The 15,703-nt window shown below is 54.8% G+C and carries 12 protein-coding genes; 6 read left to right on the top strand and 6 right to left on the bottom strand.

From position 1 onward, the window contains the following. Nucleotide 1: 1 nt before the first annotated feature. A complete protein-coding gene (locus ACP3TC_RS13865; RefSeq protein ID WP_426816672.1) occupies nucleotides 2-1,666 on the top strand; it encodes a DUF2813 domain-containing protein in 1,665 nt (554 codons plus the stop codon). A 128-nt stretch (nucleotides 1,667-1,794) separates the two neighbouring features. Here ACP3TC_RS13865 and cspD read toward each other — a convergent pair whose 3' ends face one another. After that, nucleotides 1,795-2,022 carry a cold shock-like protein CspD gene (gene cspD, locus ACP3TC_RS13860; protein ID WP_313856732.1) on the bottom strand — a complete coding sequence of 76 codons (228 nt, stop codon included), beginning with the start codon at nucleotides 2,020-2,022 and terminating at the stop codon, nucleotides 1,795-1,797. A 321-nt stretch (nucleotides 2,023-2,343) separates the two neighbouring features. Here cspD and clpS point away from each other — a divergent pair, with 321 nt between their 5' ends. Both clpS and clpA read left to right on the top strand, forming a co-directional pair. Continuing rightward, nucleotides 2,344-2,664: an ATP-dependent Clp protease adapter ClpS gene (clpS, locus tag ACP3TC_RS13855; RefSeq protein ID WP_313856734.1), complete on the top strand. Its 321-nt coding sequence runs from the start codon at nucleotides 2,344-2,346 to the stop codon at nucleotides 2,662-2,664. Nucleotides 2,665-2,722: 58 nt separating this feature from the next. Continuing rightward, nucleotides 2,723-4,999: an ATP-dependent Clp protease ATP-binding subunit ClpA gene (gene clpA / locus ACP3TC_RS13850; protein WP_313856735.1), complete on the top strand. Its 2,277-nt coding sequence runs from the start codon at nucleotides 2,723-2,725 to the stop codon at nucleotides 4,997-4,999. 122 nt (nucleotides 5,000-5,121) lie between these two features. Here the strand turns inward: clpA and infA are convergent, their stop codons facing one another. From infA to trxB, 5 genes are all read right to left on the bottom strand, one after another. Further along, entirely contained in the window at nucleotides 5,122-5,340 is a 219-nt protein-coding gene (gene infA, locus ACP3TC_RS13845; protein WP_002211347.1) for a translation initiation factor IF-1, read from the bottom strand. Between the two features lie 361 nt (nucleotides 5,341-5,701). Beyond that, entirely contained in the window at nucleotides 5,702-6,394 is a 693-nt protein-coding gene (aat, locus tag ACP3TC_RS13840; protein ID WP_313856736.1) for a leucyl/phenylalanyl-tRNA--protein transferase, read from the bottom strand. 30 nt (nucleotides 6,395-6,424) lie between these two features. Then, nucleotides 6,425-8,155 carry a heme ABC transporter ATP-binding protein/permease CydC gene (gene cydC, locus ACP3TC_RS13835; RefSeq protein ID WP_426816671.1) on the bottom strand — a complete coding sequence of 577 codons (1,731 nt, stop codon included), beginning with the start codon at nucleotides 8,153-8,155 and terminating at the stop codon, nucleotides 6,425-6,427. Next, nucleotides 8,155-9,924, bottom strand: coding sequence for a heme ABC transporter permease/ATP-binding protein CydD (gene cydD / locus ACP3TC_RS13830; RefSeq protein ID WP_426816670.1), 1,770 nt, complete (start codon nucleotides 9,922-9,924; stop codon nucleotides 8,155-8,157). The genes cydC and cydD overlap by 1 nt, the downstream gene beginning before the upstream one ends. A gap of 156 nt (nucleotides 9,925-10,080) precedes the next feature. Beyond that, complete coding sequence (gene trxB / locus ACP3TC_RS13825; protein ID WP_313856741.1) at nucleotides 10,081-11,049, bottom strand: thioredoxin-disulfide reductase; 969 nt, start codon at nucleotides 11,047-11,049, stop codon at nucleotides 10,081-10,083. Here trxB and ACP3TC_RS13820 point away from each other — a divergent pair. From ACP3TC_RS13820 to ACP3TC_RS13810, 3 genes are all read left to right on the top strand, one after another. Then, a complete protein-coding gene (locus tag ACP3TC_RS13820) occupies nucleotides 11,048-11,353 on the top strand; it encodes a hypothetical protein (RefSeq protein ID WP_313856742.1) in 306 nt (101 codons plus the stop codon). The two genes, trxB and ACP3TC_RS13820, sit on opposite strands and share 2 nt — an antisense overlap. Nucleotides 11,354-11,570: 217 nt before the next feature. Continuing rightward, nucleotides 11,571-12,065: a leucine-responsive transcriptional regulator Lrp gene (gene lrp / locus ACP3TC_RS13815; RefSeq protein ID WP_006118610.1), complete on the top strand. Its 495-nt coding sequence runs from the start codon at nucleotides 11,571-11,573 to the stop codon at nucleotides 12,063-12,065. Nucleotides 12,066-12,184: 119 nt separating this feature from the next. Continuing rightward, nucleotides 12,185-15,685 carry a DNA translocase FtsK 4TM domain-containing protein gene (locus ACP3TC_RS13810; RefSeq protein ID WP_426816669.1) on the top strand — a complete coding sequence of 1,167 codons (3,501 nt, stop codon included), beginning with the start codon at nucleotides 12,185-12,187 and terminating at the stop codon, nucleotides 15,683-15,685. The last annotated feature ends 18 nt before the right edge of the window (nucleotides 15,686-15,703 follow it).

Below are 15,703 nucleotides of genomic sequence, written 5' to 3'. Positions count from 1 at the left end.
TATGATTCTGGAAAATATCGAAATTGTTGGATTCCGCGGCCTGAACCGATTATCGCTGGCGCTGGAAAATAATAATGTGCTGATCGGGGAAAATGCCTGGGGTAAATCCAGCCTGCTTGATGCGCTGACGCTATTGCTGTCACCGCAGGCCACGCCCTATCAGTTTGTGCTCAATGACTTTCACTTCCCGCCCGGCAATCTTAACCAGCGCACACGCCATGTACAGGTGACTTTCACCTTTCGTCAGCGGCACTCTTATCCGGCTCATGCGCCGCGCTATCGCTCGCTGCGCGATCTCTGGCAGCGCGGCTCAGACGGCGTACCGCGGCTGGTGTATCAGGTGAGCGGCGAACTTGATGACGATCAGCAGGCCACCACCCGCCGTCAGTTTCTTGACGCTCATCAGCAGGTCATTACCACAACGGATGAGGCCGCAGTGAAGACGCTGATGGCGCTGCATCCGGTGCTGCGGCTGCGTGATGCGCGTTTCAATCGTCGGCTGCGCCACGAGACACCCGCCACGCACACTGAGCCTGATTTGAGTGCGCTGGCCGGTCAGATCGACAGCCTGACGCGCGATTTAAATGTCCGTCCTGAACATCTTAGCGACAGCGCGCTGCGTGACGGGCTGAAAACCATGCAGCAACTGCTGGAACATTACTTTTCCGTTCAGTCGCCGGAGAACAGCGAGCAGCCGGGCAGGGTGCCGCACAGCGCGCGCGAATCTCATCAGGGATGGCGTCATCTGAATAATATTAATCAGCTGATTGCCGATGCTGACAGCCGCAGCCGACGGTTGATTATGCTGCGGATATTTACCTTATTGGCGCAGGCGCGCGGTGCGTGGCAGCTGGATGCCGATGCCCGCCCGTTGCTGCTGGTGGAGGATCCGGAAACCCGCCTGCATCCGATTATGCTGTCGGTGGCCTGGGGATTACTGGAACTGCTGCCACTGCAAAAAATCACCACCACTAACTCTTCAGAACTGCTGTCGCAGGTGCCAATGGAGCAGGTTTGCCGGCTGGTGCGCGAGCCGTCACGCGTTGCTGCCTGGCGGCTGGGCCCAGGCGGTATGAGCGCTGAAGACAGTCGACGCATCGCATTTCATATTCGCTTCAGCCGCCCCTCGGCGCTGTTCGCACGCTGCTGGCTGCTGGTGGAAGGAGAAACCGAAGTCTGGGTGATGAATGAACTGGCGCGCCAGTGCGGCCATCACTTCGAAGCGGAAGGGGTGAAAGTGATAGAGTTTGCCCAGTCCGGGCTGCGCCCGCTGCTGAAATTTGCCCAGCGAATGGGTATTGAATGGCACGTGCTGACTGACGGCGACGATGCCGGGAAAAAGTATGCTGCCACTGCACGCAGTATGTGCAGCGATCATCAGCTGCGCGAGCGCGATCGTCTGACCACGCTACCGGCGCTGGATATGGAGCATTTTCTGTATAAGCAGGGGTTTAACGAGGTTTATCACCGGATAGCACATTTGCCAGCCAATGTGCCGATGAACCTGCGGCGCATTATCGCTAAGGCGATTCAGCGCTCGTCGAAGCCGGAACTGGCGATTGCGGTGGCGATGGACGCCGCCGGGCGCGGAACTGAGTCAATTCCGCCAATCCTGCGGCAGATGTTTGCGCGCGTACTGTGGCTGGCACGCGGGCAGGCGGATTAGTTGCAGGGTTGAAAAGGCCAAAAGCGACCCAATTTTACTGTTAAGCGTGATGAGTCTGAGAAAAAAAAATGCCAGCATCTGTGGCTGGCATTTTTCGGTAGGGTTGTACAAAATACCTGAGAAAATGGTCAGGCACTGACGGTGGCCGCCACTTCTACTGGAACAATAAGGCTGGCATGATTGCCTTTAGGCCCTTCATGTAAATCAAACTGGACTTGTTGCCCGGCTTTCAGCGTTCTGTAACCATCCATCTGAATCGTCGAGTAGTGCGCGAAAATATCCTCGCCGCCACCGACAGGACAGATAAAGCCGAAGCCTTTGGCGTTATTGAACCATTTAACAGTACCCGTCTCCATGCTTCTACATCCCTCGCAAGACATTTATAAGTAGTGAGGTGATCTGGCTTTCAGCCCAAGCTGCTTAAAACTCAATCAGCTTATGCCTGTACAATGTAGAGAAAACGGACTTAGCGTCAAGCTTATGGCCCTGTGAGACGGCGACCAAATCCTCAAAATTTGAGGCAGTTAACGCTATTGCGAATTTTGTGATGAAGGTCGCGCAACGGCAGTATCAGATAAAATTTCAACCGCGCTGGACAAATCGTCAGGCGTGTTAAACTTAATGCACGGCATGATAATCTGATGCCAGCACGTCACGAACAATAATCACGGATTACTATGGGAAACACTAACGACTGGCTTAACTTTGAACATCTTGCAGAAGATAAACTGCGTGAGGAGCTTAAGCCGCCCTCGATGTATAAAGTGATACTGCACAATGATGACTATACACCGATGGAATTTGTTATTGACGTACTGCAAAAGTTCTTTTCTTATGATGTTGAACGTGCAACGCAACTGATGCTTACGGTTCACTATCATGGTAAAGCTATTTGTGGTGTTTTCACCGCCGAAGTAGCTGAAACCAAGGCCGCACACGTGAACCAGTACGCCAAAGATAACGAGCATCCGTTGCTATGTACGCTGGAAAAAGCCTGATCGGTTTTCTGCTCCATTCGGGAGTGGTCTGTCAGGCGATAATTGGGGGAGGTGCCTAATGCTCAATCAAGAACTGGAACTCAGTTTAAACATGGCTTTCGCCAGAGCGCGCGAGCACCGTCATGAGTTTATGACCGTCGAGCATCTGTTGCTGGCACTGCTCAGCAACCCGTCGGCCAGAGAGGCACTGGAAGCCTGCACGGTGGATATTGTTGCTCTGCGTCTGGAGCTCGAAGCCTTCATCGAACAAACCACACCGGTGCTGCCAGCCAGCGAAGAGGAGCGCGACACTCAGCCGACGCTCAGCTTCCAGCGCGTGTTGCAGCGGGCGGTATTCCATGTTCAGTCATCCGGACGCAGTGAGGTTTCGGGCGCGAACGTGCTGGTGGCGATTTTCAGCGAACAGGAATCACAGGCGGCTTACCTGCTGCGTAAGCACGAAGTCAGCCGACTGGATGTGGTCAACTTTATCTCCCACGGTACGCGCAAAGATGAACCTGGCCAGGCGCCAGGGGCAGAAAATCCGGTTAACGAAGAGCAAGCAGGCGGGGAGGAACGTATGGAAAACTTCACCACCAACCTTAATCAGCTTGCTCGCGTTGGCGGTATCGATCCGCTGATCGGGCGCGATAAAGAGCTGGAACGCGCTATTCAGGTACTGTGCCGTCGCCGCAAAAATAACCCGCTGCTGGTGGGTGAGTCGGGCGTGGGTAAAACCGCCATTGCTGAAGGACTGGCCTGGCGCATTGTGCAGGGCGACGTGCCTGAAGTGATCAAGGACTGCACCATCTATTCGCTGGATATCGGTTCGCTGTTAGCCGGCACCAAATACCGTGGTGACTTTGAAAAACGTTTTAAAGCGTTGCTGAAACAGCTTGAGCAGGATACCAGCAGTATTCTGTTTATCGATGAGATCCACACCATTATTGGTGCGGGCGCGGCGTCAGGCGGGCAGGTCGATGCGGCCAACCTGATTAAACCGCTGCTGTCGAGCGGCAAAATCCGCGTGATGGGTTCGACGACTTATCAGGAATTCAGCAATATCTTCGAAAAAGATCGTGCGCTGGCGCGTCGTTTCCAGAAGATCGATATCACTGAGCCGTCGATCGATGAAACCGTGCAGATCCTCAATGGTCTGAAGCCGAAGTATGAAGCGCACCATGATGTACGCTATACCGCTAAAGCGGTGCGTGCAGCGGTTGAGCTGGCGGTGAAATATATCAATGACCGTCATTTGCCGGACAAAGCGATCGATGTGATCGATGAAGCCGGGGCGCGCAGCCGGTTGATGCCGGTGAGCAAGCGTAAGAAAACCGTTAATGTCGCCGATATCGAGTTAGTAGTGGCGCGCATTGCGCGTATTCCAGAGAAGAGTGTCTCGGCAACCGATCGTGATACGCTGAAAACGCTTGGCGACCGCCTGAAGATGCTGGTGTTCGGTCAGGATAATGCCATTGAGGCGTTAACCGAAGCGATTAAAATGAGTCGTGCTGGCCTGGGTCAGGATCGTAAACCGGTCGGTTCATTCCTGTTTGCTGGCCCAACTGGCGTTGGTAAAACCGAAGTGACCGTGCAGCTGGCGAAAGCGCTGGGGATTGAACTGCTGCGTTTTGATATGTCCGAATATATGGAACGTCACACCGTCAGCCGTTTAATTGGTGCGCCTCCGGGCTATGTCGGTTTCGATCAGGGCGGCCTGCTGACCGATGCGGTGATCAAACATCCGCATGCGGTTCTGCTGCTGGACGAAATTGAGAAAGCGCACCCGGATGTCTTTAACCTGCTGTTGCAGGTAATGGACAACGGTATGCTGACTGATAATAACGGTCGCAAAGCGGATTTCCGCAATGTGATTTTGGTGATGACCACTAACGCCGGCGTGCGTGAGACCGAGCGTAAGTCCATCGGCCTGATCCAGCAGGATAACAGTACCGATGCGATGGAAGAGATCAAAAAGATCTTTACCCCGGAATTCCGCAACCGTCTCGACAATATTATTTGGTTCAAACACCTGTCGGCAGAAGTCATCCATCAGGTGGTCGACAAGTTTATTGTTGAACTGCAGGCGCAGCTGGACGCGAAAGGCGTGTCGCTGGAAGTCAGTGATGAAGCCCGTGAATGGCTGGCAGTGAAGGGTTACGATAAAGCGATGGGCGCTCGTCCGATGGCGCGCACCGTGCAGGAGAGCCTGAAAAAACCGCTGGCTAACGAGCTGCTGTTTGGTTCGCTGGTAGATGGTGGGTCAGTGTCAGTGGCGCTGGATAAAGAGAATAACCAGCTCACTTATCACTTCCTGAGTGCTCAGAAGCGTAAAACCGAAGGTACGGTGCATTAACCGTATCATTATCACAGGGAGCCGTTTTCGGCTCCCACAAATAATAAAGGCCGGATAATAAATTATCCGGCCTTTTTTTACGGGTGTCGCTCGCTTAACGCATCGACACTGAATGGGGCAAATCAGCGACTACGGAAGACAATGCGGCCTTTGCTCAGGTCGTACGGGGTCAGCTCTACAGTGACTTTGTCGCCCGTCAGGATGCGGATATAGTTTTTGCGCATTTTACCGGAGATATGAGCGGTAACCACGTGCCCGTTTTCCAATTCAACGCGGAACATGGTGTTAGGTAACGTATCAAGTACGGTACCTTGCATTTCAATATTGTCTTCTTTGGCCATCGAATCCTCTAGGTAGACTACCTTAGTTTTGAACCGGCAAGATAATGCCGAATTTCAAGTATTATGTAAACAATTGTTGGTGATGTCACCAGCACTTGCTGCTATTGATGCGATTTACATCGTCAGCAGCAGGCGAATAAATATTGGGTGTGATGACGTCAGCGGGGGAATAGCGAGCTAAGAATCTGCTTTAAGTCTGCATCATTCGCACAATTAAAACAGTTCAGAAACGGTGCGTTGAGAGATTCCCAGCCTGGTAATTCCGGCTCGCTGATGGTGCAGCGAACGGCGGACGACATACCAAACGCGCATATTATAGCACTGTTATCTGCAATTGCGTGGAAAACCTCATTTTCAAGTATTAAAAAAGCCGTTGCCCTTGCCAGCAGCCGTTGCTCACCGGCTGTTGTGCCAGCGAATGCAGCCGTGCAAGCCAGTCTGCGCGTGAAATCTCTCTGGCGCCTAATGAGGCAGTGTGCGGATTTAATACCTGACAATCAATCAGTTCCCCGCCATGCTGGCTAAAGTGCTGGCTGAACACCAGTAACGCGGTTTTTGAGGCATTTTCGCTTCGACTGAACATCGATTCGCCGCAGAAAACTTTTCCCAGCGCCATCCCATACAGGCCACCGACTAAGCGATCCTCAAGCCACACCTCGACTGACTGGGCATTGCCCATGGTGAATAATTTCAGCCATGCCTGTTTTACCTGTGGCGTAATCCAGGTTCCCTCATGGCGTTCGCTGGCACAGCCCTCAATCACGGCCTCAAATGCCTGATTCAGGGTGACGTGATAGGGGGAGCGGCGATGAAAGCGTTTCATGCTGCGGCTGAGATGAAACTGCTCGGGAAACATTACCGCGCGCGGATCGGGCGACCACCAGAGAATCGGATCGCCGGGTGAGAACCACGGGAAAATTCCGCGCTGATAAGCATTAAGCAAGCGCGCAGGGCTGAGATCGCCGCCCATTGCCAGCAAGCCATTTGGTTCTTTCAGCGCCATTTCGGCTGGCGGAAAATTCAGCGAGTCACGTGAGAGTTGGATCAGTCGCATAGTCTGTTTTCACCGGGCAAGGAACTTACACTATAGCGCAAAGCGCTGGTGAAAATGCCAGTAACGACCACGTCTGGCAATCAATTCCGCATGATTCCCCTGTTCAAGAATCGCTCCCTGATCCATCACGTAAATACGGTCGAGTTTATCCAGCCCCTGCAAGCGGTGAGTGACCATTATCAGCGTTTTACTGCTGCCCAGTTGCCACAGCAGCTCAAGGATCTGACGCTCGGTTTCGGCATCCAGCCCTTCGGTCGGCTCATCCAGCAGCAGCAAATCGCTGTCATGAAGCAGCGCGCGGGCAATACCGAGACGGCGTAATTCACCGCCGGAGAGCTGACGTCCACCTTCACCAACCCAGGCATTCAGCCCTTCTTCGTTCTCCAGCAGCTTACCGAGGCCAACCTGCTGTAAAACCGCAGTCAGCGCATCATCACTGCTGGCGGGCGCGGCCAACAGCAGGTTATCGCGCAGTGTCTGGCTGAACAGATGCACGCGCTGGCTGACCACGCTGGTGCTGGCTCGCAGCGAGGCTTCATCCCAGTCGCGCAGCGGCAGGCCTGCCAGCAGGATGTCACCGGCTTGTGGATCCCATGCGCGGGTCAGCAGCTGCAACAGCGTCGACTTGCCACATCCGGTGCGGCCCAGTAGCGCAATCTTCTCTCCGCGGGCAACCGACAGCGACACGCCGTTAATCGCCGGACGAGTGGCGGAAGGGTAGCTGAAGCTGACGTTATTCAGCACCACAGACATGCCGTCCGGTCGGGCATGTTGCTGCTGCAGAAAACTGACGGCTGCTGGCTGGTCAATTATCTGGTTGACGCGCACGGCAGAGGCCACCACCTGGCCTAAATGCTGGAAGGCTGCACCTACCGGCGCCAGCGCTTCAAACGACGCCAGCGCGCAGAACACGAAAAGCGCAATCAGCGCGCCGGGCTGGGTCATTTCACCCACTCCGCCGGCGCTGAGCCACAGCAGTAATGTGACGGTCACGCCGCTAATCAGCAGAATCATCGCCTGTGATAATCCACCCAGACTGGCCTGTTGACGCTGCGCTTTTTGCCACTGGCGTTCGGTCTCATCCAGACGCGCACGATAGGTGCTGGCGGCACCGTAGATTTTCAGTTCTGCGCTGCCCTGCAGCCAGCGAATCAGCTGCAGACGATACTGACCGCGCAGCAGCGTAATAGCTTCACCTGCCGGACGACCGGCGCGATAAAATAGCGGCGGCATCACCAGCAGCGTCAGCAGCATAATCAGCCCAAGCGTCGTGGCCAGTTGACTGTCCAGAAAGCTCAGGCCAAAGGTCACCAGCAGGATGACCATCAATGCGCCGACCAGCGGTGAAATGACCCGTAAATAGAGATGATCGAGCGTATCGACGTCCGCGACCAGGCGATTGAGTAATTCCCCCTGACGAAAGCGCGCAATACCGGCAGGGGAGAGCGGCAGCAATTTGCTGAAAGTGAACACCCGCAAATGTTGCAGCACGCGGAAAGTACCGTCGTGACTGACCAGTCGCTCAAAATAACGCGCCGCGGTGCGGGTAATCGCCGCGCCGCGCACGCCAGCAGCCGGCAGCATATAATTAAAGGTGTACAGGCCAGCAAAGCCCGCCAGCGACGAGGCGGCGAGAAACCAGCCCGATAGCGTCAGCAAGCCGATGCTTGCCAGCAGGGTGATGATCGCCAGCAGTACGCCCAGCGTTAAGCGAACAAAGTGTCGACGATAGAGCTTCAGAAAAGGCAGAAGGGCTTTCATTATTCAATGGCTCCCTGGCGCTGAGATAACAGTTCGGCAAATGGCCCATCCTGCGCCACCAGCGCATCCCAGCTGCCTTGCTGAATCAGCTGGCCATCGCGCATTACCCAGATTTCATCCCACTGTGACAGCTGATTCAGCTGATGAGTGACCAGCAGCGTGGTTTGTTGTTGTGAAGCCTGCAACAGTGTGCGCATCACCTGATGTTCACTGTCACTGTCGAGGCTGGCGCCTGGCTCATCGAGCAGCATCAGCCTCGACGGTTTCAGCAGTGCACGTGCTACCGCCACGCGCTGCGCCTGTCCCACTGACAGGCGGGCAGCATGATCGCCAATTTCAGTATCCAGCCCCTGCGGCAGTTGCGCCAGAAACTCATCGACGCCAGCCTGCTGGATAGCGTGCTGCAGTTGCGCCGTATCGCCCGACTCACCTGACAGCAGATTGCCGCGCAGCGTCGTTGCCGGTAACTGTGGATTTTGCCCAACCCACGCCAGCTGCTGCTGCCAGTGCCCGGCGCTGAGTTCACGCAGTTCAATACCGTTTACCGTCAACGAACCCTGATAGGGCAGAAAACCAGACAGAACATTCAGCAGCGAGCTTTTACCCGCGCCGCTTTGCCCGACCAGCGCCACCCGCTGCCCGGGTTGCAGGGTAAAAGTAAGCGGCCCGGCCAGCACTGAGCCAGCAGGTGACAGGATAACCAGCTGGCTGGCGATCAGCGTCAGCGCGTCATCGGCGTTAAGCATCCGCTCGCCTTGTGCCACGGTGATTTCATCAGTCTCGCTGAGGAAGGTATGCAGCGAATCGGCAGCCCCTACCGCCTGCGCTTTAGCATGATAAAAAGTACCGAGATCGCGCAGCGGCTGGAAAAACTCCGGTGCGAGGATCAGCACCAGAAAACCGGCAAACAGCGTAACGCCGGTGCCGTAATGACCGAAGTTAAGTTCACCCAGATAGGAGAAACCAAAGTAGACCGCCACAATAGCAATAGAGAGTGACGCGAAAAATTCCAGAACCGCCGAGGAGAGGAAGGCAAGGCGCAATACTTCCATAGTGCGCTGGCGAAAACTCTCTGAGGCAGTATTAATATTGTCGGTTTCAGCGGCGGCGCGGTGGAACAGGCGTAAAGTTTCCAGACCCCGTAATCGATCAAGAAAATGGCCGCTCAGACGCGATAACGCCAGAAAGTTGCGGCGATTAGCATCCGCTGCCCCCATGCCTACCAGCGCCATAAACAGCGGGATTAGCGGGGCGGTAGCCAACAGAATGACCCCGGCTGCCCAGTTGATCGGGAAGATGGCAATCAAAATAAAGCAGGGGATTAACACCGCCAGCGACATCTGCGGCAGATAGCGGGCATAGTAATCCTGCATCTCTTCTATCTGTTCCAGCAGCAGGCTTGCCCAGCTACCGGCCGGTTTACCCTGAATCCACGCCGGGCCTAACTTATCCAGACGATCTAATACCGTTTTACGCAGCGTGCGCCGTATTGCCAGCCCACAGTAAAAGCCAACACGTTCACGCAGCCAGCCAATCGCCGCCCTGACAATAAAGCAGCTTAACAGCAGCATAAAATCGCTGACTAATTCGCTACGCGGAATATTAAGCGCAATCAGCTTATGCAGCAGCGACGCCAATAACCAGGCTTGCGCAATGATTAACAGCGCGCTGATCAGGCCGAGCAGAAAAGAGAGGCGTAACCAACGGCGCGCATGCACGTTCTGTTGTTTCAGCCAGCGGGTAAGTTGTTGTTGACGTGTCTTGTTCATCAGTTACCGTTCTTGCAGAAAAACGAAACTGGCAGCCACCGGGGAGTGCCACATAAATGACCCAACGATAAGTCGCTGGCAATGGTACATGGCAGAATGAAAAAAGGCGACTGATGAGCAGTCGCCGTTGTAAAATTCGATCAGTGTTTTAACAACTTACTTATCGTTCTTAACTAATCCGTCAAGATAGCGTTCAGCGTCGAGCGCTGCCATACAACCGGTACCGGCTGAAGTTATCGCCTGGCGATAAATATGATCCATCACGTCACCGGCGGCAAACACCCCAGGAATACTGGTCTGGGTAGCATTGCCGTGAATACCCGACTGAACCTTGATATAACCGTTTTCCAGCTCCAGCTGACCGTTGAAGATAGCGGTGTTTGGACTGTGACCAATCGCCACAAACAGGCCGGCAACATCCAGCTGTTCAATCTCTTCACTTCCGGAAACCGCACGCAGACGCACACCAGTCACGCCCATCTGATCGCCGACCACTTCTTCCAGCGTCCGATCGGTATGCAGCACGATATTGCCGTTTTTAACTTTTTCCATCAGCCGGTCGATCAGGATTTTTTCAGCACGGAAGCTGTCACGGCGGTGAATCAGATGAACTTCTGCCGCGATATTTGCCAGATAAAGCGCTTCTTCAACGGCAGTATTGCCGCCGCCAATTACCGCCACTTTCTGGTTACGATAGAAAAAGCCGTCACAGGTAGCACAAGCGGAAACGCCTTTGCCTTTGAAGGCTTCTTCCGAAGGCAGACCCAGGTAACGAGCAGACGCGCCGGTAGCGATGATCAGAGCATCCGCGGTGTATTCACCGCTGTCGCCGGTCAGACGGAACGGACGATTCTGCAAATCAACGGTATGAATATGGTCGAAAATAATCTCGGTGTTGAACTTCACCGCATGCTCATGCATGCGTTCCATCAGCAGCGGGCCGGTTAATTCGCTCGGATCGCCTGGCCAGTTCTCCACGTCAGTGGTCGTGGTCAGCTGACCGCCTTTTTCCAGACCGGTAATCAGCACCGGATTCAGGTTAGCGCGCGCTGCGTAAACCGCGGCGGTATAGCCTGCTGGACCAGAGCCCAGAATTAATAATTTACTGTGTTTGGCCGTGCCCATGAGACCCTCGTTTGTTAACTGGCAAACATATTCAGGGATTGTAGGGAATTTAACGCCGCAACAAAAGCATTCTGAAATTTTGTTAACAATCGATGCAACAGTTTTGACCGATGAATCGCGGGTATCACGCTGCCGGGTAAAAAACCAGCAGCGGGCAGCAACAGCGCGCCGTTCAAAGCAAAAATACCTTTTTAAAAACAGTCGTGCAGCACGGCATATGGCATGTTGTACTGATTTTGTTTGTTTTACTTTGACAATCGGCTGCGCTTTTGCGAAAACATTATGGGAAGCAGAGGGTTTTTAGGGCAGCAGAGCAGGGTTTCATACCGTGTTTCGCACATTACTCCGAATAAACTCAGTCTGTCATTTGTCATGACGCATGGTGTGGACAGGCAACATGCGTCATATGGATGGCGCTTATCGAGCAACAGACTCAATGTCTTCACTTCAAACAACTCTGTTACATAGATGTCGTGCAGGGTGTGGCAGGTAAAGGGAAGGAATTAAGAGAGACAATAATAATGGTAGACAATAAAAAACGCCCCGGTAAAGATCTCGACAGAATCGACCGTAATATCCTCAATGAGCTGCAAAAGGATGGTCGAATTTCTAACGTCGAGCTTTCCAAACGGGTTGGCTTATCGCCAACGCCGTGTCTTGAGCGCGTGCGTCGCCTGGAGCGTCAGGGTTTTATTCTTGGCTATACCGCGCAGCTGAACCCGCATTATCTTGATGCTTCACTGCTGGTTTTTGTTGAGATTACTCTGAATCGTGGTGCGCCCGACGTGTTTGAGCAATTTAACGCCGCAGTTCAAAAACTTGAGGAAACTCAAGAGTGTCACCTCGTTTCTGGCGATTTCGACTATCTGTTGAAAACGCGTGTTCCTGATATGTCGGCTTATCGTAAATTGCTGGGGGAAACCTTGCTGCGTCTGCCTGGTGTGAATGACACACGCACCTACGTTGTCATGGAAGAAGTGAAACAAAGTAACCGCTTAGTGATTAAAACGCGGTAACACAGGGCAGGTGCAAAACCTGATAGATTTCGGTACACTCCTGTGAATTCATACAGGTTCAGCGTCGGGCTTGCCCGGCGCTGTTGCCTTCCAAGTTTACAGGCACCTGGAGAGTACTCTTGAGCCAGGAATACACAGAAGATAAAGAAGTTACCTTGCAGCCGCTGAGTAGTGGACGTCGTTTACTCGAAGCGCTGTTAATTATTGTTGCTCTTTTCGCCGTTTATTTGATGGCTGCGCTGCTGAGCTTCAATCCTTCCGATCCCAGTTGGTCACAGACCGCCTGGCATGAACCGATTCACAATCTCGGTGGCGCGCCGGGCGCGTGGCTTGCCGATACGTTGCTGTTTATTTTTGGCGTAATGGCCTATGCCATTCCTCCGGTCATTCTGGGACTTTGCTGGATCACCTTCCGCCAGCGTGACAGCCAGGATTACATCGACTATTTCGCGGTAGCACTACGCTTGATCGGCGTGCTGGCGCTGGTGATCACCACCTGCGGACTGGCGGCGATTAACGCTGATGACATCTGGTATTTCGCATCGGGCGGCGTAATTGGCAGCCTGGTGAGTAATGCGATGGCACCCTATTTTAATGGTGCGGGCGGAACATTAACCCTGCTGTGCGTTTGGGCGGCGGGACTGACGCTGTATACCGGCTGGTCATGGCTGATGATTGCCGAAAAAATTGGCGGCACGGTGATGGGCGTGCTGACTTTTGCCAGTAACCGCTCCCGCCACGATGAACGGTGGCAGGAAGAGGAAGAGGAAGACGATCAACCCCGCGCTGTTCCGGCACAGAAAGTGGCGGCGCATGATGACGACGACGTATTGCTGTCGGCACCGAAGCCAGTTGCCGCGCAACAGCAGGGCGAAGATGAAGACGTTGAAACGCAGGACCCACTGTTAGCGAAAGCCGCAGCGGCGACCACGGCTGCACTGGCGGCAACCGCGAATGCTGCGCAACGTGCGCCAGCACCTGAAGTGACGCCCCCGGATACGGCGGCAGAGCGTCCGGTTGCCGCACCTGCGATCGGCCAGCCAGCTCCGGCAGACCTCCCTGCGCCACAGCCTGAAGCGCCACCGGTGTATCGTTTTGAAGTACCGGACGAAACACCTGCGCCGAATCATCCGTTGGAGAGTGAAGATGATGGCCCGCGCATGGGCAACTGGCGTGACACGTCAGCATCTACCGCTTCACCGTTTGATTTCTCGGCTCCACAAGCTGAGCCGACGGCGATTGCCGCGAATTCGCCGCAGCCGGGCAGCGTTGCCGATGCCGCGAAGGTTGCAGCCAGTGCAGCGGCATTTATGCCGGGGTTCACTGCGACCAGCGGCAGCGACGGTAATCCACAGGTAAAACAGGGTATTGGCCCTGAACTACCGCGCCCGAATCCGGTGAAACTACCAACGCGTCGTGAACTGGCTTCTTATGGTATTAAGCTGCCATCCCAGCGCATCGCCGAAGAGAAGGCCAAAGAGCAGGAGCAACAGCTAGCGCCGCAGCCTGTAACGGCGGCTGTGCAGCCGGATGAAGATGAACAGGCGATGATGCAGGAGTCGCAGCTGCGTGAAGCCTTTATGACACAGCAGCAACAGCGCTATGGCGAAGAGTTTGCGCCGGAGCAAGAGGATGAAGAGGCGCTACAACAGGCGGTGCTGGCGCGTCAGTTCGCTGAGCAGCAGCAACAGCGTTACACGCAAGAGCCGGCTCAGGCTGAACCGGTGCAGAGTTTCTCTTTAGACACATCGCGTGCCTTTGACTTCTCGCCAATGGACGATCTGGTTGACGACGGCCCGACAGAGCCGCTGTTTACCCTGGATGCAATGCCGGAAGCAGAAGCCCAGCCTGAATATCATGTTGAGCCGCCGCAACCGGCTACGCCAGCCTGGCAGCAACCGGCTCCAGCACCGGCGGCACCACAGTACGCGCCGCAGCCCGTTCAGCAGTCCGCACCAGCGGCACCGCAGTATGCGCCGCAGCCCGTTCAGCAGCCGACGGCATCGTCAGCGGCCAGCTGGCAGTCTGCACCCGCGGCTCAGCCAGCCGCTGCCGTGCAGAAACCCGCAGAACCTGCTGTCGACAGTCTGATTCACCCGTTCCTGATGCGTCACGAGCAGCCGCTGCATAAACCTGCCACGCCGCTGCCAACCTTAGATCTGCTGACCTCGCCGCCAGCGGAAGAGGAGCCGGTTGATATGTTTGCGCTGGAGCAGACGGCACGTCTGGTTGAGGCGCGGCTGGCGGATTATCGCGTTAAAGCCGAAGTGGTGGGCATTTCGCCAGGGCCGGTGATTACGCGTTACGAACTGGATTTGGCGCCGGGGGTAAAAGCTGCCCGAATCTCTAACCTGTCCCGTGACCTGGCGCGCTCGTTATCCGCCGTGGCGGTGCGTGTGGTAGAGGTGATTCCAGGTAAGCCTTATGTCGGACTGGAACTGCCAAACAAACGTCGTCAGACGGTTTACCTGCGCGAAGTGCTGGACTGTGCGAAATTCCGCGACAATCCATCGCCGCTTTCCGTGGTGCTGGGTAAAGATATCGCTGGTCAACCGGTGGTGGCAGATTTAGGTAAAATGCCGCACTTGCTGGTGGCGGGTACCACCGGTTCTGGTAAGTCAGTTGGCGTTAACGCCATGATTATCAGTATGTTGTATAAAGCCACGCCGGAAGAAGTGCGCTTTATTATGATCGACCCGAAAATGCTCGAGCTGTCGGTTTACGAGGGTATTCCGCATCTGCTGACGGAAGTGGTAACCGATATGAAAGATGCTGCTAATGCGCTGCGTTGGAGTGTCGGTGAAATGGAGCGTCGTTATAAGCTGATGTCGGCGCTGGGCGTGCGCAATCTGGCCGGTTACAACGAGAAGATTGAGCAGGCTGCGGCGATGGGCCGTCCGATTCCCGATCCATTCTGGAAGCCGGGCGACAGCATGGAAACCACACCGCCGGTGCTGGAGAAACTGCCTTATATCGTGGTGATGGTGGATGAGTTCGCCGACCTGATGATGGCAGTCGGTAAAAAAGTGGAAGAGCTGATTGCGCGTCTGGCACAAAAAGCCCGTGCGGCAGGTATCCACCTGGTACTGGCGACCCAGCGTCCATCGGTGGATGTGATTACCGGTCTGATTAAGGCCAACATTCCGACCCGTATCGCCTTTACCGTATCGAGTAAAATTGACTCGCGAACCATCCTCGATCAGGCCGGTGCCGAATCGCTGTTGGGAATGGGTGATATGCTGTATATGCCACCGAACTCCTCGATACCGGTACGTGTGCATGGCGCATTCGTCCGTGATGAAGAGGTACATGCGGTGGTGCAGGACTGGAAAGCACGCGGTCGCCCGCAATATATCGACAGCATTACTGCTGGTGAAGAGGGCGAAGGTGGCAGTCTGGGTCTCGATACTGACGAAGAGCTGGATCCACTGTTCGATCAGGCGGTGGCATTTATCGTTGAGAAACGACGTGCGTCGATTTCTGGCGTGCAGCGTCAGTTCCGCATCGGCTACAACCGTGCGGCACGAATTATCGAGCAGATGGAGGCACAGGGGATTGTGTCATCACCGGGTCATAACGGTAATCGTGAAGTACTGGCTCCACCGTCTCATGAGATGTAATAGATCGCCTGGTATTGG

The organism is Winslowiella sp. 2C04 (genome assembly GCF_050037805.1).
Lineage (GTDB): Bacteria > Pseudomonadota > Gammaproteobacteria > Enterobacterales > Enterobacteriaceae > Erwinia > Erwinia toletana_A.
The sequence above is the reverse complement of the archived record's forward strand: the minus strand, read 5'-3'. Positions and strand labels throughout refer to the sequence as shown.

Excerpts from the sequence above, each read along its gene's own strand:
- ACP3TC_RS13865 (WP_426816672.1), top strand. The coding sequence starts at position 2 with ATGATTCTGGAAAATATCGAAATTGTTGGATTCCGCGGCCTGAACCGA.
- cspD (WP_313856732.1), bottom strand. The coding sequence starts at position 2,022 with ATGGAGACGGGTACTGTTAAATGGTTCAATAACGCCAAAGGCTTCGGC.
- clpS (WP_313856734.1), top strand. The coding sequence starts at position 2,344 with ATGGGAAACACTAACGACTGGCTTAACTTTGAACATCTTGCAGAAGAT.
- clpA (WP_313856735.1), top strand. The coding sequence starts at position 2,723 with ATGCTCAATCAAGAACTGGAACTCAGTTTAAACATGGCTTTCGCCAGA.
- infA (WP_002211347.1), bottom strand. The coding sequence starts at position 5,340 with ATGGCCAAAGAAGACAATATTGAAATGCAAGGTACCGTACTTGATACG.
- aat (WP_313856736.1), bottom strand. The coding sequence starts at position 6,394 with ATGCGACTGATCCAACTCTCACGTGACTCGCTGAATTTTCCGCCAGCC.
- cydC (WP_426816671.1), bottom strand. The coding sequence starts at position 8,155 with ATGAAAGCCCTTCTGCCTTTTCTGAAGCTCTATCGTCGACACTTTGTT.
- cydD (WP_426816670.1), bottom strand. The coding sequence starts at position 9,924 with ATGAACAAGACACGTCAACAACAACTTACCCGCTGGCTGAAACAACAG.
- ACP3TC_RS13820 (WP_313856742.1), top strand. The coding sequence starts at position 11,048 with ATGAGACCCTCGTTTGTTAACTGGCAAACATATTCAGGGATTGTAGGG.
- trxB (WP_313856741.1), bottom strand. The coding sequence starts at position 11,049 with ATGGGCACGGCCAAACACAGTAAATTATTAATTCTGGGCTCTGGTCCA.
- lrp (WP_006118610.1), top strand. The coding sequence starts at position 11,571 with ATGGTAGACAATAAAAAACGCCCCGGTAAAGATCTCGACAGAATCGAC.